At 40.7% G+C, this 21,753-nt stretch carries 20 protein-coding genes; 15 read left to right on the plus strand and 5 right to left on the minus strand.

What is annotated here, in order from left to right; translation table 11 throughout:
- Window positions 1–57: 57 nt before the first annotated feature.
- Window positions 58–1,860, minus strand: coding sequence for a glycosyl hydrolase family 8 (locus MFF31_RS09390; RefSeq protein ID WP_238187751.1), 1,803 nt, complete (start codon window positions 1,858–1,860; stop codon window positions 58–60).
- A 608-nt stretch (window positions 1,861–2,468) separates the two neighbouring features.
- Between MFF31_RS09390 and MFF31_RS09395 the strand changes: the two genes are divergently transcribed.
- The 4 genes from MFF31_RS09395 (at window position 2,469) to MFF31_RS09410 (ending at window position 4,483) form a co-directional block, all read left to right on the plus strand.
- Window positions 2,469–2,726: a GNAT family N-acetyltransferase gene (locus MFF31_RS09395; protein ID WP_282570438.1), complete on the plus strand. Its 258-nt coding sequence runs from the start codon at window positions 2,469–2,471 to the stop codon at window positions 2,724–2,726.
- Window positions 2,727–2,939: 213 nt separating this feature from the next.
- Window positions 2,940–3,440: a DinB family protein gene (locus MFF31_RS09400; protein WP_238187752.1), complete on the plus strand. Its 501-nt coding sequence runs from the start codon at window positions 2,940–2,942 to the stop codon at window positions 3,438–3,440.
- A gap of 58 nt (window positions 3,441–3,498) precedes the next feature.
- Window positions 3,499–3,957 carry a GNAT family N-acetyltransferase gene (locus tag MFF31_RS09405; protein ID WP_238187753.1) on the plus strand — a complete coding sequence of 153 codons (459 nt, stop codon included), beginning with the start codon at window positions 3,499–3,501 and terminating at the stop codon, window positions 3,955–3,957.
- 37 nt (window positions 3,958–3,994) lie between these two features.
- A complete protein-coding gene (locus MFF31_RS09410; RefSeq protein WP_238187754.1) occupies window positions 3,995–4,483 on the plus strand; it encodes a cysteine hydrolase family protein in 489 nt (162 codons plus the stop codon).
- Window positions 4,484–4,835: 352 nt separating this feature from the next.
- Here MFF31_RS09410 and MFF31_RS09415 read toward each other — a convergent pair whose 3' ends face one another.
- Together MFF31_RS09415 and MFF31_RS09420 are read right to left on the minus strand one after the other, a co-directional pair.
- Window positions 4,836–6,209, minus strand: coding sequence for an MFS transporter (locus MFF31_RS09415; RefSeq protein WP_238187755.1), 1,374 nt, complete (start codon window positions 6,207–6,209; stop codon window positions 4,836–4,838).
- Window positions 6,210–6,398: 189 nt separating this feature from the next.
- Entirely contained in the window at window positions 6,399–7,361 is a 963-nt protein-coding gene (locus MFF31_RS09420) for a DMT family transporter (RefSeq protein WP_238187756.1), read from the minus strand.
- A 157-nt stretch (window positions 7,362–7,518) separates the two neighbouring features.
- Between MFF31_RS09420 and MFF31_RS09425 the strand changes: the two genes are divergently transcribed.
- The 3 genes from MFF31_RS09425 (at window position 7,519) to MFF31_RS09435 (ending at window position 10,391) form a co-directional block, all read left to right on the plus strand.
- Window positions 7,519–8,385, plus strand: a complete 867-nt coding sequence (locus MFF31_RS09425; protein WP_238187757.1) for a LysR family transcriptional regulator — start codon at window positions 7,519–7,521, stop codon at window positions 8,383–8,385.
- Between the two features lie 82 nt (window positions 8,386–8,467).
- Window positions 8,468–8,824 (plus strand): GIY-YIG nuclease family protein, encoded by a 357-nt coding sequence (locus MFF31_RS09430; RefSeq protein WP_238187758.1) that lies wholly within the window; start codon window positions 8,468–8,470, stop codon window positions 8,822–8,824.
- A 382-nt stretch (window positions 8,825–9,206) separates the two neighbouring features.
- Window positions 9,207–10,391, plus strand: coding sequence for a VanZ family protein (locus MFF31_RS09435; protein ID WP_238187759.1), 1,185 nt, complete (start codon window positions 9,207–9,209; stop codon window positions 10,389–10,391).
- A 92-nt stretch (window positions 10,392–10,483) separates the two neighbouring features.
- On the opposite strand, the gene MFF31_RS09440 is transcribed toward MFF31_RS09435, so the two are convergent.
- The gene (locus MFF31_RS09440; RefSeq protein ID WP_238187760.1) at window positions 10,484–11,065 is read right to left on the minus strand and encodes a TetR/AcrR family transcriptional regulator; all 582 of its coding nucleotides are present in this window, start codon (window positions 11,063–11,065) and stop codon (window positions 10,484–10,486) included.
- A gap of 302 nt (window positions 11,066–11,367) precedes the next feature.
- Here MFF31_RS09440 and MFF31_RS09445 point away from each other — a divergent pair, with 302 nt between their 5' ends.
- From MFF31_RS09445 to MFF31_RS09470, 6 genes are all read left to right on the plus strand, one after another.
- Window positions 11,368–12,627 carry an MFS transporter gene (locus MFF31_RS09445; protein WP_238187761.1) on the plus strand — a complete coding sequence of 420 codons (1,260 nt, stop codon included), beginning with the start codon at window positions 11,368–11,370 and terminating at the stop codon, window positions 12,625–12,627.
- 40 nt (window positions 12,628–12,667) lie between these two features.
- Complete coding sequence (locus MFF31_RS09450; protein WP_238187762.1) at window positions 12,668–13,729, plus strand: LLM class flavin-dependent oxidoreductase; 1,062 nt, start codon at window positions 12,668–12,670, stop codon at window positions 13,727–13,729.
- A 22-nt stretch (window positions 13,730–13,751) separates the two neighbouring features.
- Entirely contained in the window at window positions 13,752–14,690 is a 939-nt protein-coding gene (locus MFF31_RS09455) for an alpha/beta hydrolase (protein WP_238187763.1), read from the plus strand.
- A gap of 316 nt (window positions 14,691–15,006) precedes the next feature.
- Window positions 15,007–15,375, plus strand: a complete 369-nt coding sequence (locus MFF31_RS09460; RefSeq protein ID WP_248565440.1) for a hypothetical protein — start codon at window positions 15,007–15,009, stop codon at window positions 15,373–15,375.
- Window positions 15,376–15,565: 190 nt separating this feature from the next.
- On the plus strand, window positions 15,566–15,934 hold the full coding sequence (locus MFF31_RS09465) for a hypothetical protein (protein WP_238187765.1): 369 nt from the start codon (window positions 15,566–15,568) through the stop codon (window positions 15,932–15,934).
- A 371-nt stretch (window positions 15,935–16,305) separates the two neighbouring features.
- A complete protein-coding gene (locus MFF31_RS09470) occupies window positions 16,306–16,482 on the plus strand; it encodes a hypothetical protein (RefSeq protein WP_238187766.1) in 177 nt (58 codons plus the stop codon).
- Between the two features lie 62 nt (window positions 16,483–16,544).
- Here the strand turns inward: MFF31_RS09470 and MFF31_RS09475 are convergent, their stop codons facing one another.
- Complete coding sequence (locus MFF31_RS09475; protein ID WP_238187767.1) at window positions 16,545–17,318, minus strand: GNAT family N-acetyltransferase; 774 nt, start codon at window positions 17,316–17,318, stop codon at window positions 16,545–16,547.
- A gap of 384 nt (window positions 17,319–17,702) precedes the next feature.
- Between MFF31_RS09475 and MFF31_RS09480 the strand changes: the two genes are divergently transcribed.
- Both MFF31_RS09480 and MFF31_RS09485 read left to right on the plus strand, forming a co-directional pair.
- Entirely contained in the window at window positions 17,703–19,238 is a 1,536-nt protein-coding gene (locus tag MFF31_RS09480) for a methyl-accepting chemotaxis protein (RefSeq protein ID WP_238187768.1), read from the plus strand.
- 24 nt (window positions 19,239–19,262) lie between these two features.
- A complete protein-coding gene (locus MFF31_RS09485) occupies window positions 19,263–21,719 on the plus strand; it encodes an EAL domain-containing protein (RefSeq protein ID WP_238187769.1) in 2,457 nt (818 codons plus the stop codon).
- Window positions 21,720–21,753: the final 34 nt, after the last annotated feature.

Below are 21,753 nucleotides of genomic sequence, written 5' to 3' on the forward strand. Positions count from 1 at the left end.
ATCACATTTGGTAACAAGTTGGCAGTCCACGGTCATCAAGAAGTATGAAGTTATATACTATTGTTTATCCTCTAAGCCAACCAAGACAGAAATGGCTTTCGCCCTAGTTATGCTAGCTTCGCTATCGAATGTATCAGAACTTACTTCCTCTAGCTTGTGTCCAGCAGCTTCCAAAATAGTTGCAACTTCTCCTTGCGTTATGTCTGCTTTAGGGTGAAAAAGATCAATAGCTACTTTGCTTAACAGGCCTGATTGAGAGACTTGAGCGACCGATTGCTTTGCCCATGAAGGGATTTTCCGTGCATCCATAAACGTAAGCTCAGAACCAGCACCTTCTAGTTTTAATTTCTTAGCAATCATCACGATGAACTCAGCACGGTTAATAGTTTCATCCGGCTTAATCGTACCATCCGGGTAGCCGTTAATAACTCCTTCTGATAGTGCAGCAACAATTTCTTTTTCGGCTGAATGTCCAGCTATATCTGTGGATGCCACTCCAGTTGGTGACCACCAATTGCCAGAAACAACGATCATGCTAAGAAGTCTGATCGTGTTGCCATAGTAATATTTCCATTCTACAGCGGTCGGATTTACTGCATCGGTATGATAGTCCCAAAGATCATTCAGCCATTGCTGGTTGCTGGAATCAATCGTAGCACTAACCATGAATGGTGCAGTAAAGTCGATTCCGCCGTCCCACTCACTAAGCTTCTTCTTGCCGTCTAGCGTATAACCTGACCATATTTCAGCAGGTGTCTTATGTTTAGCTTTTAGATATGTGTTAAGCGAAGTTAGTTGATCATGAGCCCGAGCATCGCCAGTTAGCAAATAATCAGTTGCAATTCGCCATGGTGTACGGCAAGAGTTATAATTGTGCGCACCATCAAACTCCGATTCTAGGAAGTAGCCGTCTTCTGTTGGCCATTTGAATTGATCAACCGGCTTATACGTTCCATCTTTTGCGTCTTTATAGACGAAATCAGGCATTAGGCCTGTTTTTGGACTGTACTTCTTATGAATGTTAGTAATAATGCCGTAAGTGTTGTCGACAACTTTAGTCCAGCGCTCATCTCCTGTTGCTTTGCCGAATTCTTTCATATGTTGAAGCATAAAATCCGAAGGACGGGATGCTGGAGCGAAACTTGGCACGTTATCCGATACTTTGACCCAATCTCCTAGCTGGAGATGAAAGTCTTTGGGATGTACTTCATTTTCCATTATGGCGTTGATTACTTTAATTGCTTCTGCCTTGTAATTGATCGCACCATTGCTCCCCCACTGTTTATCAGCGAGTAACAAAGAATATGCAATGTCCATGTCACCGTCAGTTGCTGAATCTGTACCGTTCACATTAATAATTTTGCCGCCTCGGTCAGCTTGCTGCCACGCCATCAAGTCAGGATCAAGCGCGCTCGGATGAGCACGGAAGAAACTATACATGCCATCGTAAATCGTTTTTGCCTTTGGATCATGACCTGCCATAATCGCAGTTATGATCATACCGTATCCATGAGCTTCGGACACCGTAACAGCATCCCCATTCCAGCCGCCATCATTGTACCAGACATAATATTGCTTGGCGTCGTATGGATTCGCACGTAAATATTTTTTCTTCCATTCATTGTAGAGAAGGCCAACTTCTTTATCCATTTGACTTTGAGTAACATGGTTTGGTTTAATCGTGTTTTTGACTGGAGCCATGTGCTGAGGGAATGGTCTTAGAGGTTTCTGCGTATTACCGGATTTGCCTGATTGAGCGTGTACGGGCTGCAAAGTAATCATCATTAGTGCCAAGATGACCGTTATAACAATCGTTAGTTTAACAATTGAAAATGGTCCGTTAGCTGTGTGAAGCTTCATTGTAAATCACTGCCCTTCTTCTTCAAAGTTTATTCGTATAACTTCAACGAATTCAGTAGGCTAGCTTGTGTATAGCAGTATTGTAAGTTTCCCATAATTGGATGTCAACACAAAAGTGTAAGCGCTTAAACTTTTATGCTTGCGAAAAAAATATATTTTTGGATAGTCTATTGCGAAGTCATTAGAAATGATCTTGTAGAGGTTGCAGAGTAGTGGTATTTTTTGTTTCAACTAGAAGGATATAGGGCTCCTTTCGACGAAAGTATATTGCTATGAAACCCATTATTAAGCTAAAAAAAGCAGGTGCCATATGAGATTTTCTTCCGTTTTATTCGTAAAAAAATTTGATTATGTAGCATTTTCTCTAGGGATCAGTGCATTGTTGTTATTAATAAGCAACTTGTTCTACGAAACTGGATTTTCTAGCGAATTACTACGCCCTCTGTTTTTAATGGTAGTGCTCTATTATTTTATAACTAGGGAAAGAGCAGAAAAAAATTTAGAAAAGCATGGTATACAACGAGTCATTTTTATGTCATTTTTTTCTTTTTTTATAATCATGATTTTGGGTCTAAATATATTTCACTTTCTAAAATCGTGAAGTTGATTTGGATTACGATGCAGAATTATTTGCTCTATATCTATTGGAAGAGTTTCAGGGAATAGGATATGGACGATTGCTTTTAAATACACTAATTAAAGGATTAAAGTTAGCGAATTATCGATCTATAATGACTTGGGTATTGGAGGGCAATTCCGCTCAAAGTTTCTATGAAAGAATGGGTGGGGTCATCATCGCGAATAAAATAACTCAAATTGGCGCTGAGAAATTAAATAGTATAGCGATCGGATGGAAGGAACTTTAAATTCCACATAAATAGAACGATGCGGTTAATAAAAATTAATTAGAATTAAAGATTCCCTATGATTATGAATGCGTAGCCGTTTAGTATTATGATTGATTATTTGAATGTAGGGAACTTCATAAAGCAATATCTGAAAAACAAGGCCAAACAAACAAGGGATCGAGCAATTAAAAGAAATTTTGGAATAGAATACGGACACAAGGAGGAAGCAATTTGCAAACGTTTTTTCGATACAACTGGATGGTAAGAGAAGAGTGGTACCAATGGTGTGAGAAAGTACCATATGAAGAGTTAGTTCGCAAACGTACAGGCGGAGCTCAGGGCATATTGCAGACGCTTTTTCACATCATTGATGTGGAATGGAGTTGGATCCGTGTATTGCAAGGAAAAACAGACTATCAGGAAAACTTTGACGAATATAATACGTTAGAAAAGATCAAGCAATTAGATAAACAATTCCATATAGAGGTAGAGGAATTTGTTCTTGCATGGAATGACAGCATGGAGAAGCGTCCTTTAATCAATCCCCGTGAGGATGGCAGTGCTGAAGTAGAAGCATGGGGTGTTATTATGCGCCATATTATCGCTCATGAGATCCATCATATTGGACAGCTTTCGATATGGTCGAGAGAAATGGGGTTACAGCCTATTTCGGCGAACGTCATTAGAAAAGGGCTCATTAAGCCAGAGATAACAGAGACTGTCGCAGAATAATATAGAAAATTGGAAGATGATTTGAAAAATTATGATCAGCAAAGAGGATGTGTACAGCATGGAAGTTACTATTAAACCATTACAATCAATAGATGAAGCACCAATGGATTTGTTGCTCTTGGCTGATCCTTCTGAACAGAAAGTCATCAATTATTTGCGTGAAGGTGAATCCTTTATTGCTGAAATTGAGGATGTTGTTGTAGGGATTATTGTTATTATTCGGAAGGATCCCGACACGCTTGAAGTTATTAATGTGGCGGTTAGGGAAGAGTGGCAGGGAAAGGGAATAGGGAAGAAGTTGCTGCTTAGAGCGAAGCAGTTCGGAATAGATCAGAAGGTTAAGAGAATCGAAATAGGAACAGGTAATTCGAGCTTGCCTCAATTGGCTCTCTACCAGCGCTCTGGATATCGCATATTTGAAATATGGGAGAACTACTTCATTGCTAATTATGATGAAGAAATATACGAAAACGGTATTCAATGTATGGATATGATAAGGCTTAAGCTCGACCTATAAGTCCAGTCGATAAATATCATTGTAGAGGAGATTTTTTATGAAAATAGGATTTCTCATTATCGATTTGCAAACGATCCATGTACAAGATAGAGTCGACAAAACAGAGATTAACAAAGCATGTCAGTATATCAATTATGTTTCTAAGTTATTGAGGACTAAGGAACATGTTGTCGTTCATATTCAAGATATTGAGGGTATGAATGACGCCACTAAAGATAAGTATAATATTATTCCTGAGGTTCATATTGCAGATACAGACCTTAAAGTGTCAAAGAAATTTTCGAATGCTTTTTGGCAGACGGAACTGGAACAACTATTAAAAAGTCATGGTGTAGAGTTGCTCATTATTTCTGGGTTTGCAGCGGAATATTGCGTCTTATTTACATACAATGGGGCGACCGAAAGAGGCTTCAAACCTGTCTTATTGCAAAATGGATTTTTAAGTATCAATAGTGACATGATCGCTTCAACATACAGAGACCGAAACGTGATCTCATATCCTGCAATTGAATACTTATTGAAATAGTGTTGCTAGTAAAATAAATGGTAATTTTGCTTTAACACCGTTTTTGACGTTTCTAACATTTGCGCCAGTAACGATTTCGATTTTATCGATTATTCTCATTGGGGGAATCATTAGGTGCGTCTTCAAGAAAAGCAAAGAAAACATGCATCTATCGTTTATGTAAGTCTCGAATACTAGATAACGTTCATTCACTTTAAAACGTAATAGCAGTCGACGAAGGTACGTGAATTGCCCATGAGACCATTAAGAGGCTCACGAGACTATAACGAATACATAAAGAAGAGGATCGCCTGCTGAGGCGATCCTCTTTCCTTTTACATGCATATTCCGAGTGAACTTATAAGCTTGTTCTTTAGTTAGCTTTCAAGTTTTGCTTTGACAACTTCATAGCTGCGACGAGACTTGTGACAACGAGCAGCAATTGTATTGCTAAGGAGATGGTAATGCCTAACTCCGTTGATGATCCCGTCGTTTCCGTTATCGTAATTAGTGCACCTGCAACGCCGATACTAATCGCTGGGGTGAACGTATCTGCCACTGCAAGATCAGCAGATACTTTGCCTTCTTCGCCTGCCTTTGAGTAGGAAAAGGCGAGAGCAGCGCTTGTTGGGTGAGCTAGTCCAATTCCGAAGCCAACAATGACCTGACTCACGATAGCTATGCTGAGTGCTGTCGTTGTATCTGATATAAAGGTGAGCGGGATTGCTCCACTTACTCCAATAAGCATGAATGAGAGGCCGACAAGTACCCGTCGTTTGCGTCCTGCGCCATTGTCTCTTCGATCACGCTGAGCTTGAAGGTTCGCTGCTATAGACCAGCTAATGGAAGCTGTTGCAACAGCAAGTCCAGCCGTATCTGCTGTAAAACCTAAAATCTTTGTAAGTGCAAGAACAAGATAAGTTTGTGTCCCAATATACGCCGCTACAAACAGTCCGCGGGAGGCAACTATTGCAGGGATGCCTGAACGTGCTGTGAAAGTTCCTGCAGGTATGAGCTGACGAAGTGGAATAGCTAACGTTATAAGACCTACAACAGCAAGTGCTATGCCATAAATATGCGGCATCATGCCAAGACCAGTAATCATAATGCCTGTCCCAACTGCCAGTAGAATTGGAGGAAATATACGGAGCTTTTGCTTCCCTTTTATCGTTGTATTCATTCCTCGGAAGGAGGGAGTTGTTAAGAACGCCGCTATGAACACAAACGGCAGTATTAGCCAAAATACATAACGCCAATCTAATTGCTCCGCAATAACACCAGCGACATAAGGGCCGATTAGTCCCGGCAATATATATGCGCTTGAAAATACAGCAAGAATTTGCGGACGCAATGAATCATTAAATCGAAGTGTTATTGCCGTATACACACAGTTCACTATAGCTCCCGCACCATAACCTTGCAGGAATCGACTAATAATGAATACGATCATGTTGTTTGAAATTGCAGCAAGCAAAATGCCTAGGCCAAAGATGATTAAAGATATGATAAATGGCTTAGCGGCTCCGCCCCGATCTACCAGCTGACCTGTAATAACCGTTCCGATAAGTTGAGCAAGCAAATACGTGCTGAATACCCATCCATAAAGATGCTCGCCATTTAATTCTTCCGCCAGTGCTGGTGCAATGGTTGTAACAGCCAATCCTTCAAAAGCGGCAGCTGTAACAACAAGAATAATGCCAATTGTTAATGCCCGATAGTTTGGTCCCCAGATGCTTTCCTTCTTCATGCAGCTATTCTCCTTTTACACGATGCTACGTTCTTGATGATTAAGAGCACGTCGTGCTTTACTTACTTTGATGATTATAACGCTAAAGTAATGTTACTGGTAGGACAATTGACCGTAATTTTGTTTAAATCGCAACGGGGCTGCCTCGTTGGTTTAAATACACCAAATGAGACAGCCCCGATAGATTCGTTATGTTTGATTAAGTTGTGCCTTACCTATAGCAGAGGTTTTTGTCATGGAACCTCGTTGGTACACATTGTTTCTTAATAGTGCAAAGATGACGAGTAACGTACCAGCTATTTCATAAATGCTGATTTGATAACCTTGGAATGCCATCACGATAAACGTCGTAATAGGTACGAAGTTAATGAACAATATGCCGTTTAGCGGCGATAACAATTTGATGCCTGCATTCCAGCACAACAGAGCAGCAAGACCAGGCAACAAAACCATAAAGGCCATTTCATATTTAATGGATAGTACCGTTTCAATAGTAGGAACTGGCACTAATCCAGTTATGGAAAGCACAGCTACGATAACAAGTGATACGACGCTGCCGAGCAGGCAAGTTAATGTGGAATAGCGCAAAATCGACCATTCCTTAAATTGAGCTCCGCCCATCGAATAAATAACCCAGCCTACAACACCTACGAATAGTAAGAACAATGGAAACAGATTCTGACTTGCCGTAGTGAAAAAAGTTAGTTTCCCATTCGTAATAACAAGAAATGCACCGATCAATGCGATCACAACACTTGTGAGCATATATTTTTTCGGCATCGTTTTTTTCGTAATCCATAGGATCATAATAGATATCATCGGCATCATAACTTCCATAATAGAAGCGGCGACAGTTCCAGGCTCCCCCATAAGATCTTGTCCTAGGAAAATGCACATATTATAAACTGTAAAAGCCATCGTGCCCAACAACAATAATGCCTTTCCTCTTCCTTCAAGTTTGAAGGCTGACTTCCCTTCCTTCATAAGAAGCATAACCGTGAGGATAATGCCTACGAGAAAGTAACGAATAAATGAGAAGTAAAACGGATCAATCTTCTGTAGGGCAATATGTGCAACTGGAAACATTGCTCCCCATGACATGCTTGCGATAAGACAAAACAAGGAACCTAAAATGAGCTGTTTTTTAACCATGAGGCTCTCCTTACCCAATAATCTGCGAATTAAATAACCTCCATTCATAGTAATAGGTGGAATCCTCTCCGTAAAATGATTGGAAATAGAGTTTATCATCATTTAAAATGATACCTAGAGTAATTAAGTTTATTGTGCAATGTGAGGAGTAATCGTAGTGGAACTAAACGATTTAAATATATTTAGGGCAGTCGCTGCACATGGAAGTATTAGCAAAGCGGCAGCCGAGCTGAATTACGTACAATCGAATGTGACCGCAAGAATAAAGTTGCTTGAGAAAGAGCTGGATACAGAGCTATTTCTTCGTCATAAGCGTGGAATGATTTTGAATTCAGAGGGGAAGCGGTTTTTGGAGTATTCGGGAGAAATCTTAGCGAAGGTTAAGGAAATGAAACGGGCTTTTCAAGATAAATCTAATCCGTCGGGAATTCTTGATATTGGTATAGTAGAAACGGTAATTTCTTTACCAGAAATATTGTCTGCTTATTACAACAAGTATCCAAATGTGGAATTGTCCTTAAAGTCAGGTGTGACAGAGTATTTGCTTAATGAAGTTATTGAAATGAGACTAGATGGTGCATTTGTGACAGGGCCAATTATGCATCCGCTAATCGAAGGAATAGAAGTTATACAAGAGAAGCTTGTGCTTGTATCGAAGACCAATGATTTTAACGTGCGGGATCTCTCAACAAAACCGTTGCTTCTCTATAATAAAGGCTGTGGATATCGTGAAAGACTGGAAAGCTTCATGAAAGCGGAGGGGATTATTCCTAAACAAATTATGGAGTTTGGCACGTTTGGCACGATTATTGGCAGTGTATCTGCAGGGTTAGGTTTATCGATTATTCCTGAATCAGCCGTTGTGGATTGGATTGCTAACGGAACATTATACGCATACGACATTCCTAAGCCTTACCGTGAAATATCGACGATATTTATTAGAAAGAAAGAATCATATTTAACGAGTACACTGCAATGTTTCATGGATGAAATCATTGCTCGTAATGTTACTACTAGAGTGTAATAGTAATTGTAAGAATGGAATGGTACAAAAGAGGAAATTATGATAGGATGTAGAGCTATACGAATAGAGGAAGTGAACGATCATGATTCTGATCACAGTACCCGCACCGGATGTAACGATAACGAAGCAAGAAAACCCGCAGTTAAGCAATATTTATGGCTTTACAGACTTTCACCTGATCACGAGAGAACAGGGCGGATTTTTTATGTTTTACAATGATAAGGACGAGCTTTTGTTTGTCGGCAAAGCAAGAAAGCTAAGACCACGTATCAAGAAGCATTTCGAAGATACGGTTTCTGTAATGAAAAATCATCGTGACGAAGTAACGAAAATCGAGGTTTATGTGAATGAGAGTGCCGTAGATCGTGAGATCTATGAAACGTACCTCATCAATAATTTTAGAGCGAAGTACAACGTCGAGAAAGTTTTGTACAAGTAAAAATCACAAAAAGCAACGAGCGAAAGTCGCAATAGTGACTTCGTTCGTTGCATTTTTTTCATTTAAGATGAGACTTAAGCAAACCAAATTTCCTAATCTCGAATCGTAGCTATTGTATGCTTTAGGATCTACCCCGTTAGCTTTCAAATAGTTGCCGGCAGTGCTATTCACTTTAATATCATCAACAGGGGATATATGACTTGCAGAAACAGAGTCGCCGAGCAAAAGCAAAACATTTGCCGAAGCAATAATGGAAGAAAACCTTCATACATAGAAAAAACCACCGGAAGGGAATGATAGCCAAACGTGGGGTTCCACCCATGTAGCATTCGATGTGTTGTAGCCCGTACAACAAGAAACTGACATGTAGGGAGCGTAAATGATGTTGACATACGTTTTGCCAATCAAAATGGCTGTTTTCGTGTTTATATTTGCAAGCTTTTTCTTAGTTATTCCGTGGCTATTATATAGTTACAGAAAATATGGCTTTTTTAGTGTAGGGTATTCCATTATTTCGTTTTCATTTATTTTTTATATGTTGTCGGCACTTTTTCTAGTGTTGCTGCCTTTGCCAGAAACTCGGGATACATGTTCCTTTCAGTCAGCAAATACAGTGTATTATTCGCTGACGCCGTTTACCTTTGTCACTGATGTTGCTAAGAACAGTGCAGTCGTATGGTCACAACCAGCAACATATATCGGAATCATTAAACAAAGTGCATTCTGGCAAGCAGCTTTTAATTTTTTGTTGTTGTTACCGTTTGGTGTGTACATCCGATACTTTTTCCGGGACAAACGTTATTGGAAACATGCGCTAGCAGCTGGATTTATGCTGTCACTTTTTTACGAGGTGACCCAAGTTACAGGGATATACGGTATATACAACTGTCCGTATCGTTTATTCGATGTTGATGATCTACTGTTGAACAGCCTTGGGACGTTAGCCGGATTTGCTGTCGCACCTATTGTACTTGCGCTATTCCCTTCTAAGGAAACGATTCAATCGAAACGTCATCACATTTTCGAAAAGGATATTGTAACCCCAATTCCGCAACTGTTAGCGCTTTGGATCGATGTACTCGTTGTTAGAATCAGCTTTTCTCTGACGTCTTGGTTGTTCCCAGCCTATACATTTTACGACTATATGCTTTACTCCATGTTGTATTTGATCGTGTTTTTCGTTATACCGCTTTGTTGGAATGGGAAAACAATTGGGACCAACTTTATGCGATATCGCCTTACTAATGCGGGCTCGGAAAAACCGTTTTGGAGTTATATCGGGCGGAGGTTTCTTGCATTGTATTTGACGTGGCTGACGATCTCGTTGCTCGGAGAAACAAATCAGCTGGATATCCCAATGAGTTCTGCTTTCTATATTACTCATGTATTAGTAACCTTAGTGCTTATCTTAGTGAACCTTACCATATGGGCAGTGCTTATCATACATGTCTTGTTGGTAATTGTGAAAAAGGATCGACGATTGTTTTATTTCGACTCTGTAGCGGACTTAGTTCCTACAAGGAAATTGACTGATTCGGATAGGGAAAACGTATTAAGTGAAAAGTGAAGCTAATTGAGACGGAGGAAGGCTGCCGACAGTAATGAAGCGACAGCCTTCAAGGGAAATAATTATAATTCGTAAGATTGGGGAGTAATCAATTATCTAAGTAATGTAAGTGTTACCTCCAACGAATTATTAATAAATGATCGCTCTGGTCGAGATTTCATCATGACGGTTAGCCCAATAAGCGCTATAATTAGTGCCTGTGATAAAGCCTTCGCGTTAATGCCACTCTCGAGCTCACCTGATTGTATGCCTCGTTCTATCGTTTCTTGAAATATAACGGCTAGGTACATTTGATGCTCCCTGGTTAAAACTTCAAATTTCTCATCATGGGGTGCAAGCTCAACCATTGTATTGATACAAAAGCATCCTCGGCTGTGACTTTCGGTATATCCCTCAGCGACGATCCCTTCAAAGAAAGCACGAAATGCTTCTTTTACAGATGGATGGCTCTGAAGTCTAGTTCGGACAAGAGAGGCACGAGACATCGTATATTTGCGCAGTGCGGCTTCGAACAATACTTTTTTGTCCCCAAATGTTGAGTATATGCTTGGCTTTTGGATTCCCATTCTCGAAGTTAAATCGCTTAATGAGGTAGCCTCATACCCCTTCTCCCAAAATAGCTCCATAGCAGCATCCAATACTTTTTCTTCATCAAATTCACGGATTCGTCCCATAATTAGACCCCTCATTACGTTGAATGGTTTCTTGGTCGTTCAATGCATTCAGCCACGTATAGACTCTTTTCTTTTGATTACCAATCAGTATGATATTATTTTATATTTTGTTGTTTGCAATGTCAAATGGAGAACATCACTGCTTAACTCAAAAAGATAGAGGTGAAACTTATATCCAGTATAAAAGGAATATTTCGGTTGACATAGCACATTTATTTGCGTTATATTAGCCAAACGATTTAACGTACCGAACGGTATGATATTTAAATCCATAATACCATTTTACAGAGGAGGTGTAAGAGATGGAGAAGGTTGATGAACAAATAGCTATCAATTCAGTAGTAAGGACTATTTCGTCACAGGAGTCGGAATCGACATCCAATCCTATCCGCATGTCTCGTTTTATGACCATATTGTTTGCGGTTACTTGCGGTATGTCTGTTGCTAATATCTACTTTGCGCAGCCGATACTCGACAATCTATCTAGTGAGTTCGGAGTAGAGCATTCAACGATTGGTATTCTAATTACGATCACCCAGATCTTTTATGCGGTGGGGTTGTTGCTACTAGTGCCGCTTGGAGATTTACTGAACCAACGAAAACTCATTATTGGTCAGATGTCATTGTCCATGATAGCACTCGTAATTGTTGGGACTGCCTCTTCTAGTACGGCGCTATTTGTAGGTATGGCAATGGTTGGATTGCTTGCCGTTGTCACTCAAACTTTGGTGGCGTTCGCCTCGACTATGGCAATACCAGCTGAACGAGGGCGTGTTGTCGGTACAATCACAAGTGGAATTGTAATAGGCATCCTACTTGCAAGGTCGATTTCAGGAATCATAACCGATTTTGCTGGTTGGCGTTTTGTATATTTGCTCTCAGCTGTGCTTATGTTGGTTATGGTTTATACATTATTTAGAGTGTTGCCAAATGTTGAGCGTAAGGTAACAAATATATCCTATTTCCAATTACTTAGATCGGTCATTATGTTGTTTGCACAAGAACGGATATTGCGCATCCGTGCGATTCTGGCGATGCTGATTTTTACTGTTTTCAGTATTTTGTGGACGCCATTAGTACTACCCCTTAGCGCACCGCCATTATCACTTTCTCACACTGCAATTGGAGCTTTTGGTCTCGTGGGAGTTGTAGGAGCGTTAGCTGCAGCAAGGGCGGGCAAGCTTGCCGATCGAGGTTATGGGCAGAAGACAACGGGTGTAGCGTTGACTCTATTATTACTATCTTGGTGGCTAATCAGTTATACAGAAAAGTCATTACTGGCACTAGTTATTGGGATTGTTTTGCTAGATTTAGCGGTTCAGGCCGTACATGTCACGAATCAAAGTATGATCTTCACATTGCGTGCTGATGCGCGTAGTCGGCTAACTGCTGGGTATATGGTTTTTTATTCCATAGGAAGTGCTGTTGGTTCTATCGCTTCGACCCAAATATATGCACATTATGGCTGGCACGGGGTGTGTTTACTTGGAGCAGCTGTTAGTGCTCTAGCACTGCTGTTTTGGGCAATGACCGTTCGTGCTACTGCTGCCGTTTTGAAATAAAGGTATATAAATGTAAGAGATTGAGAAGGAGAGATTACTAATGGAAATAGGTATAACTTCATTTGTTGATACAAAGCCGGATATTCACACAGGTGAATTAATTAGTCACGCACAACGATTGCGTGAAGTTGTTGAAGAGATCGTCCTTGCTGATCAGGTGGGACTTGATGTATTTGGTGTAGGTGAGCATCATCGGGAAGATTATGCGGCATCTTCGCCAGCAATGGTGTTAGCTGCAGCGGCAGCACAGACGAAAAACATTCGGTTGACCAGTGCAGTGACCGTTCTTTCTTCAGCTGATCCGGTACGTGTATTTCAAGATTTTGCGACGCTTGATGGTCTTTCCAATGGGCGTGCTGAGATTATGGCAGGTAGAGGTTCCTTTATCGAATCGTTCCCACTATTTGGTTATGATTTGAATGATTATGGTGAGCTGTTCGAAGAACATCTGGAGTTGTTACTCAAAATACGTAGTTCCGAAAAAGTAACCTGGAAGGGCGGACATCGCCCAGCAATTAATAATTTGGGTGTGTATCCACGGCCCGTTCAGGATTCCTTGCCCGTATGGGTTGGCAGCGGTGGCAATCAAGATTCTGCCATCCGTGCAGGTTTGCTAGGACTACCTCTGATGCTGGCGATCATTGGTGGGAGTCCGATGCATTTTGAACCGCTCGTTCAGCTCTATAAGAAAGCAGCAGCGCACGCAGGTCATGATGAATCGAATCTTAAAGTAGGGTCACACTCGATAGGATTTGTTGCAGAAAATACTGAACTTGCAGCAGACACATTTTTCCCTTCTACTCAATATGGCATGAATAAGCTCGGCAAGGAGCGGGGCTGGGCGCATTATGATCGTTCCAGCTTTGATGCTGCTCGCAGCTTTGATGGTGCCTTGTATGTAGGTGATCCGGAAACGGTTGCCCAGAAGATCATTCATCTTCGCAAAAATGTAGGTGTTACACGCTTTATGATGTACGTGCCTTTAAGCACGATGCCGCATGATCAGGTGATGAGAGCAATTGAGCTGCTTGGAACTGAGGTAGCGCCTCGGGTCCGTGAAGAAATATGCAAGTGGGAAGCTGAGATGGAAAATGCAATCTAATTTAATGATAGGAGTGAAAAGAATGAACATAGAAAACCGGGTTTTGCCAGAGTTAAAGTCAACATTAGCACAGTTTCCTGGTTTTCAATTGGAGGAGAATTTAGAACTGGGAAGAAGGATGTTAAAGACTCCCCCTATTGAGCAGTCAGAGCAAGTAACTACAAGGATTCAGATGATTCCGGGTGGAGCAGGTAAAATATTGGTTAAAATCTATGAACCTGCCAATCGATCAAAAGCTAAGCTGCCAGCTATGTTGTGGATTCATGGTGGAGGTTACGTGATGGGGCATCCCGATATGGATGACAGCTTAAGCGAACGCTTTGTACAAGCGGCCAATTGCGTTGTTGTGTCGGTCGATTATCGACTTGCTCCTGAGCATCCCTATCCAGCTGCGATCGAGGATTGTTATGCTGCACTGACATGGATGGCGAACGAAGCTGAAGAACTCGGCATCGATTTAACTCGCTTAGCTATTGCTGGTGCAAGCGGGGGTGGAGGTTTAACCGCAGCGCTTGCTTTAATGGTGCGAGACAAGGGCGGTCCAGCCCTCATTTTCCAAATGCCGCTTTATCCGATGATCGATAATCGTAATGATACAGCATCAAGTTATGAAATTACGGCCGGTAATGCAATTTGGAACCGTACAAATAATTTGACAGCATGGAGTATGTACTTGGGTGAACAAAACAATGCTAGTGAGGTATCTCCTTATGCGGTGCCATCAAGGGCAAAAAGCTTAGCTGGTCTACCGCCTGCTTATACATGTGTAGGACAGCTCGATTTGTTCCGTGATGAGACGATTCAATATGTAACCCGTCTTGCTCAAGCGGGCGTAGACGTCGAATTCCATCTGTATCCCGGAGCCTTCCATAGCTTTGAATCTATCGTACCGCAAGCGGAAATAAGTCAGCGTGCCAGTGAAAGTTATATAGATGCAATGGCGAGAGCTCTTAATCCATAAATAATGAAAGTGGCTATCTCCAAGGGTCGGAAACGATCTAGGAGATAGCTATTATGCTTCACAGCGAAGATAGAAAGGATCGTAGTTCATTGCTTAAACGACGAGGATCGCTTAGCATCGGCAATCTAACGATCTTGTTAAGAATAATGGTAGTATATTACAAATTCCAGAAAAAGAAAGTGAACTTTTCTCTTACCATAAAAGTAACATAATAGAAATTTCCCCCTTTCACTATCCGAACAACTGACCTTATACTCTTGTGGACAGATATTTTCATACACATGTTCCTAATCTTCTATGTAAGAAAGGAGGTGTAATGATGAAAAAGTCGATGATTTCCGTTGGTCTCATAATCGCTATTGTTTTAAGTTTTTCAACTTCGGTGCTTGCCGCATACAACTTTTCCAGTCAAAGTTATTATATTTCAAGCGGATCAATTGAGTTCGGTCATGGAGTTATAGCTAATACTGGAACGTACAGAGATGATCTGAAAATTGATCTGTATCGCGGAACGACATTCGTTGCGACTAAAACGATAACGCTTAGTCCGGGAGAATGGCTCTATCCAGGAAGTACTACTACTCCCTTAATTACTCTAGCAACAAATCAACCTGCGGGCCAATACAGATATGTACTTACTGCTTCGGGAAGTTGGAATGTTAAGGCTTATGCTGAGAATTGGTAATATACACACCTAACAGAGATCCCTATGGTTATATGCAGAGTAAGAACGAGTTTTACTTTTGTTTTAGCAACCAGTCAATTAGTAAGCGTTTACATATCGACTGGTTGGGAGCATCAGGAATCCGTCAAGTAGTTGTTCAAATTCACAATTAGAATACCGCAACATAAATTTCAATTAAGAGGGAGATGTTATGATGAAAAAATCAATGATTTCAATCACGTTAATTATCGCTATTGTTCTAAGCTTTTCAACTTCTGTATTTGCCGCATTTAGCTATACTAGCCCATTTCAAACTCTTTCAGCTGGAACAATCAAGTTTGGTAATGGTGTTATAGTTAATACTGGAAAGTATAGAGATGATCTAAAGATTGATCTGTATCGTGGAACGACATATATTACGAGTAAAACAATAACGCTTAATCCAGGGCAATCGTACTATCCTGATACTCCTAGCTCTCCTGCTCCGTTTATTCTAGCAACAGGTCAACCAGCTGGCCAATACAGATTTGTGTTATCTGCTTCGGGTAGCTTTCATGTAATGTCTTCACTTTACAATTAGAAGACTTGCAGTTATAACGTAACAAAAAAAGAGTGCTACGATAACACGCAGCACTCTTTTTTGCTTCATGATTATTAATTTTTGTCAGTGTATTCTTCCGTTGCATCTATTGGATTCACAGCTGATCATGTACACCATATTTTCTCTACCATTATGATCATATTTTATTGCCACATGACTTATGTAGTTCACCCCAAGTAATGGTAACTAAAGAAGCGCATACCTCTTTCGTATCTCAGCCAGATTCGGCGCTGATGGCCATTGCTTTACAGGACATTTAGGGTTCTAAGCGAATCTACATCGATTTTGACAATAAACAAAAAAATGTTAAATATGATACAATATTTAATATATGTAAAGGAGGGTTTTCATTGAAAAAGAACGCTTTTGGCTATCTCATTTTTGCAGTTTTTTGTATTAATATAGTTGATATTCCCTATACACTTTTAACTTCAGATGAGATCCCTTATCTCTCAATTATTATAGTTGTAGTGCTGCTAGTGAGTGCTGTTTCTCATAAACGAGCAAATTTGAAAACTCTCGATTAAAGTGTTATGTGGAAAAAGGGCTCATTCTGCTGCTGAAACAGCGAAATGAACCCTCGAAATGATTACTCTGGAGACAAGCAAGGATACGTTATGCCTAGACAAAGGAACCCGCGCTTTTCTAAGATCGGACGGCTCATTGGACTGGCATCTACGGTCAGCAAAGTATAGCCCCGTTTCCAAGCTTCCTGTGCACGTACTGCAAGAAGTGAAGTATATAGTCCCTTGCCGCGATAGTTCGGTAAGGTTGAACCTCCCCATAAACTTCCGAATGACGTTCCCTCTTGCAAATACATCCATGCGGCACTAACTACTCGACCATCAGCATTATAGGCAGCATAGATCTTTAAGCTCTCAGGATCATTTTTTAGATCAGCCTTTAATCCCATTCCGAATACATCGTGCGGCTCGTTCCATATTTCTTCTTCCATCGCCATAATCTCATCTATGCCAGCATCATCGCTAATGGGACGGATCGTATCAGGTATGTCTACAGCAAGCAGTGGATGATCTTCATGGAGTTCCATAACTAACAAAGCCTCAGCTTCTCCTATATCGAATCCTCTTGCCCGAAGCTTCTCTTGCAAATTGGTAGGCTGATCATAGTCATATAACTTCCACTCAAATTGTTCACCGCGAGCTTTAAAATACGCTATTTGCGCATCGATAATAGCATCTGCCTGTTCCTCGTTCAGATTCGAGTAAGTGATATAATGTCTCGTCCCAGTAAGAGATACTTGTCGTACAACAGGTCCATCCACTTCCCGCATACTGCCCGGATATTCAATGTCGATTCGTTGTTCCCTATTAAATACTTCTAATAGTGCTGCTTTATTCATCGTTGATCCCCTCCTAGAAGTAGCATATCACGGTTATGGATAAGATGGGTATAATACCCATAAAAACTACAGAATTATGTTACGGGAACATAGATTCTATTACAGTCCTCTCAATAGAAATGAATTCATCTTTGTCAAAGGAAATTGGAGATCTATTATTCGAAAAAATAACATGTATTAACAAGAGGAATCACCGAGCTGGACTACCAGCAGTGTGATTCCTTTTGTTAGTTCGTATCGTTTTTCGTACTTCTTTAAGCTAGAAGAGAGTATGTACAAAACATTTTTTGTTATTTTCAAAATTGTTTCAAACAAATGGTGTAAAATAAAAGGAAGGATTGTGCAATAGGAAGTTTAGACTATTTTGAGAGGAAGTTTAATACAATGATCGACAGGAAAAACGGGCTAATGGTAAAGCTTTCGACAGCAGCCACAAGCTTAAATATTATAATTTATGTATTAACTATGCGGCTTGACCCATTTCGACACGAGAACGGCGCTCACGGGGTGCAAGTAGAACTAACAGATTCTATTCTATGGTCACAAGGAATTATGCTTGTACTTTCACTACTTGTTTGGGCGTCAGGGGTGTATTTGTTTTATTTCAAGGACAAAGTACATGCATGGCTGCCATGGGTCAATACACTCGCACTTACATTTGCCAGCTTTTCAATCATCAGCGGAAGTGGTGGTGGAGTAGAGTTTCACTTTTCTATCTTCATGGTCATTGCAGCTGTAGCCTATTATGAAGATACTAGATTAATATTGATGATTACCGTGTTATTCGCTGTTCAACATATTGCAGGTTTCTTTTTTATTCCTGAGCTCGTATTCGGAACTAGCTCTTATCCCTTTTTGATGTTAGTTATTCATGCTGTCTTCTTGTTACTTACATCTAGTGCAACCATCCTTCAAATTATTTCAAAACAAAAAATTACTCGCCAGCTTGAATCAGAAAAGGTGGAAAAGGATAATAAACTGGCTGAGCTTGTCCAACAAGTTGAGTTAATGTCCAAAAATATGGATTCAGGACTTTCGGCCGTATCCGCTAAGTCAGCGACTAATGTAGTTGTAAATGGAGAAATGAGACTCGCATTTGGCGAGGTTTCTGATGGATTAGGGTATCAAATATCAACGATAGAAGCGATTGAACATAATTTAGGAGCTATTCATCTTTCTATTCAAAGTGCACTTGAGGCTTCTGAAGACACAAAGAGCAACATCGCAAGTACAGAGCAAGAAGTCTCACATAGCAACGATACGTTGTTATTGATCGAGAAACAGAATAATCAAGTGTTAGCTGCTATAGAGAGTGTGTCAGGAACGTTGCATATTTTGAAAAATTCAGCGGCTCAAGCCGAGAGCATAAGCGGAATGATTCAAGATATTGCTGATCAAACTAATCTTCTCGCGCTGAATGCTTCGATAGAAGCAGCGAGAGCAGGTGAGAATGGTGCAGGCTTTGCGGTTGTTGCAAGTGAGGTTAGAAAGCTATCCGTTCAGAGTCGTAGTGCCGCTGAGGAAATTCGAACGATTATGTCTGCTATTCATCGTGAAACGAATGAATCTTCTTCGCAAGTAGAGCAGGGTCAGCAATTAATTGTGCAATCCAAACTGCACTTCGAGAAGTTCAGCAATGATTTTGAACAAGTACAGGTCATGATGGGTGGATTAATTGCTTATATCCACTCTATGAATGATAGAATGCATGTCATCAAGAATGGGACATCCGAAGTTGCGATAGATATGAATCAAATATCAGCAGTTATTGAGGAAGGCATGACTTCAATGGGCGATCTGACGGTTAAGTGCGAGGGCTTAATTAAGTCAGCTGATGAGGTGGATACCGAAATTTCGAAGCTCAAAAAGCTCAGTCAATTACTACAAGAACGGTTTACGATAGCCGATAATCATAAGTAGAGCTAATAGAGAAGAGGAAGTTAGATGGAGCATCATATGGAGCATGTATACGGTACATACGATATGGTCCTGGTCATATTTTCATACATCGTTGCAGTAGTAGCTTCTTATACAGTACTAGATTTGGTTGGGAGGATCAGTACAACAGGTGGGTTACGCCGCTTAATTTGGCTGATCTTTGGTGCAGTAGCGATGGGTATGGGCGTTTGGTCCATGCACTTTGTTGGTATGCTGGCGTTTACGCCATCGGTCCCTGTTGCCTATGACCTTATTATTGTTGCATTATCAATGGTCGTTGTTATTGTTGCTTCTTTAATTGCATTATCGATTGTGGGAAGAACTGAGTTATCACTGAAGCAACTGCTTAGCGGTGGATTACTGCTTGCGTCGGGAATCTCAGCTATGCATTATATAGGTATGGCAGCAATGCAAATTGACATCACATATAAGCCATATTATTTTATTCTCTCCATTGTTATTGCTATCGTCGCCTCGATTACTGCCTTGTGGCTGTCATTCTATTTCCGTTCAGGAAACTTAAGAGACATCATGTGGAAAAAGGCGTTAAGTGCATTAATTATGGGTGCTGCTGTTGCGGGTATGCATTACACGGGCATGATGGCTTCTGAATTTCACTTGGGAGACAAGTCATCAAAGATGGTAGGTGTATTACTTGACCAGAAGTTTCTAGCGTATGTGATTGCAGCGATCACTTTGATTACGTTAGGTTTTTCTTTGTTCAGTATTTACATATCCAATCGCTTTTCAAGTAAGGAATCAGAGATGTTGGCTGGAGAGAAATGGTATAGATCGCTTTTTGAAAATAATAAGGATGGAATTATTACCGTCAATCTGCAATCTCAGATTATTGGCTTCAACCAAGCAATGTCCAAGCTTACAGGGCTGCCTAACGAATGGTTTCATTCCCAGAGCATTATTGAGGTGACTCGATTCATCGTAGAGGAAGAGCGGGAGAGAACGAGGGAGATGTTTCTGAAGTCTCTAGGTGGTGAAATGCAGAGTTATGAAACAGCAATCACTCATCGAAATGGACATAGAGTTGATCTCAGTGTCATTAATGTGCCTGTGGAAGTGAATGGACAAGTAGTAGGTAATTACATCATAGCTAGGGACATCACAGAAGAGAAGATAGGTAAGGAGAAAATCCAGCATCAAGCGTTTCATGATGAACTTACTGGTATGCCTAACCGTCGAATGTTCAATCAAGTGCTAGCCCGGAAGATCGAAAGTAAAAGCGGGAGATTTGCAGTTCTTGTCATCGATATCGATCGTTTCAAAATCATTAATGATTCCCTTGGGCATACATATGGAGACTTATTTTTACAGGAAGTAAGCAGACGACTAGTGCAGAAATTAGCAGGTAGCAAGGTCACTTTGGCCCGCATGGGTGGTGACGAGTTCACAGTCATTTGTGATGGCTGTTATGATCATAGAGAAATTGCGGGAATTGCGGAGCAGATTATAAAAGTGATTGCATCTCCGTATCGCTTGAAAGATAATGATTTCTTCGTTACTGCGAGTATCGGTATCGCAATTCACCCAGAAGATGGGGAAGACGCAGTGCAATTGCTTAAAAATGCAGATACAGCTATGTACGAGGTGAAGAAAAACGGGAAAAACGGTTATCACTTTTATTCAAGCGAACTAAACGAGCAGCTACAGCAAAAAATTGAGCTTGAAAGCGATCTTCGCCGAGCGATTACAGGAGATCAGTTATTTCTTCATTATCAGCCGCAAATTCGCGCTGGAGATAGCCAAATGATTGGAATAGAAGCGTTAGTTCGCTGGAAACATCCGACGAAGGGCATCATTTCACCAGCTGCATTTATTCCTATAGCTGAAGAGACAGGAATGATCTTTGAGCTTGGCAGCTATGTACTTCGTGAAGCTTGTCGTCAGATGAAGGAATGGCATGAAGCAGGTGGACCGCTTATTCCGATTTCGGTGAATCTGTCCTCACAACAATTCCATCAGCCCGATTTGATTGTTTTCATTAAGAACATACTAGAGGAATCAGGACTTGAGCCTCATTATTTGGAGTTGGAAATTACGGAAAGTATGATGATGGACGCGACGGTGTCCAGCGGTATTCTGAATGAATTAACGGACTTCGGCGTGCGGATAAGCTTGGATGATTTCGGTACGGGATATAGCTCGCTAAGTTATTTAAAGCTGCTTCCCATTCATAAACTGAAGATTGATCGCTCCTTTATCCGCGATATCGCTGAGAATACAAATGATAGGGCAATCGTAGCGACGATTATTTCGATGGCTCAGCATCTTAGTATGGATGTTGTTGCTGAGGGAATTGAAACGAAGGAACAGCTCGATATTCTTACTGACTACGATTGCAAAAAAATTCAAGGATATTATTATAGTAAACCTCTTCCGGCTGATGAAGTAGAGGATTCATTTTTTATACCGTTAAGAGCTCTCTCAACGAGTAATAAAGCTGATTAAGCGATAGAGTAAATAAGCCAACACCTCCGCATTT

The sequence above is a fragment of the Paenibacillus sp. L3-i20 genome (assembly GCF_022180385.2).
GTDB lineage: Bacteria > Bacillota > Bacilli > Paenibacillales > Paenibacillaceae > Pristimantibacillus.

What these genes read in the sequence shown, in the direction of transcription:
- MFF31_RS09445 (WP_238187761.1), top strand. Translation starts at nt 11,368, where the DNA reads ATGGAGAAGGTTGATGAACAAATAGCTATCAATTCAGTAGTAAGGACT.
- MFF31_RS09465 (WP_238187765.1), top strand. Translation starts at nt 15,566, where the DNA reads ATGATGAAAAAATCAATGATTTCAATCACGTTAATTATCGCTATTGTT.
- MFF31_RS09430 (WP_238187758.1), top strand. Translation starts at nt 8,468, where the DNA reads ATGATTCTGATCACAGTACCCGCACCGGATGTAACGATAACGAAGCAA.
- MFF31_RS09455 (WP_238187763.1), top strand. Translation starts at nt 13,752, where the DNA reads ATGAACATAGAAAACCGGGTTTTGCCAGAGTTAAAGTCAACATTAGCA.
- MFF31_RS09485 (WP_238187769.1), top strand. Translation starts at nt 19,263, where the DNA reads ATGGAGCATCATATGGAGCATGTATACGGTACATACGATATGGTCCTG.
- MFF31_RS09450 (WP_238187762.1), top strand. Translation starts at nt 12,668, where the DNA reads ATGGAAATAGGTATAACTTCATTTGTTGATACAAAGCCGGATATTCAC.
- MFF31_RS09410 (WP_238187754.1), top strand. Translation starts at nt 3,995, where the DNA reads ATGAAAATAGGATTTCTCATTATCGATTTGCAAACGATCCATGTACAA.
- MFF31_RS09460 (WP_248565440.1), top strand. Translation starts at nt 15,007, where the DNA reads ATGATGAAAAAGTCGATGATTTCCGTTGGTCTCATAATCGCTATTGTT.
- MFF31_RS09480 (WP_238187768.1), top strand. Translation starts at nt 17,703, where the DNA reads ATGATCGACAGGAAAAACGGGCTAATGGTAAAGCTTTCGACAGCAGCC.
- MFF31_RS09475 (WP_238187767.1), bottom strand. Translation starts at nt 17,318, where the DNA reads ATGAATAAAGCAGCACTATTAGAAGTATTTAATAGGGAACAACGAATC.
- MFF31_RS09435 (WP_238187759.1), top strand. Translation starts at nt 9,207, where the DNA reads ATGTTGACATACGTTTTGCCAATCAAAATGGCTGTTTTCGTGTTTATA.
- MFF31_RS09440 (WP_238187760.1), bottom strand. Translation starts at nt 11,065, where the DNA reads ATGGGACGAATCCGTGAATTTGATGAAGAAAAAGTATTGGATGCTGCT.
- MFF31_RS09420 (WP_238187756.1), bottom strand. Translation starts at nt 7,361, where the DNA reads ATGGTTAAAAAACAGCTCATTTTAGGTTCCTTGTTTTGTCTTATCGCA.
- MFF31_RS09390 (WP_238187751.1), bottom strand. Translation starts at nt 1,860, where the DNA reads ATGAAGCTTCACACAGCTAACGGACCATTTTCAATTGTTAAACTAACG.
- MFF31_RS09415 (WP_238187755.1), bottom strand. Translation starts at nt 6,209, where the DNA reads ATGAAGAAGGAAAGCATCTGGGGACCAAACTATCGGGCATTAACAATT.
- MFF31_RS09405 (WP_238187753.1), top strand. Translation starts at nt 3,499, where the DNA reads ATGGAAGTTACTATTAAACCATTACAATCAATAGATGAAGCACCAATG.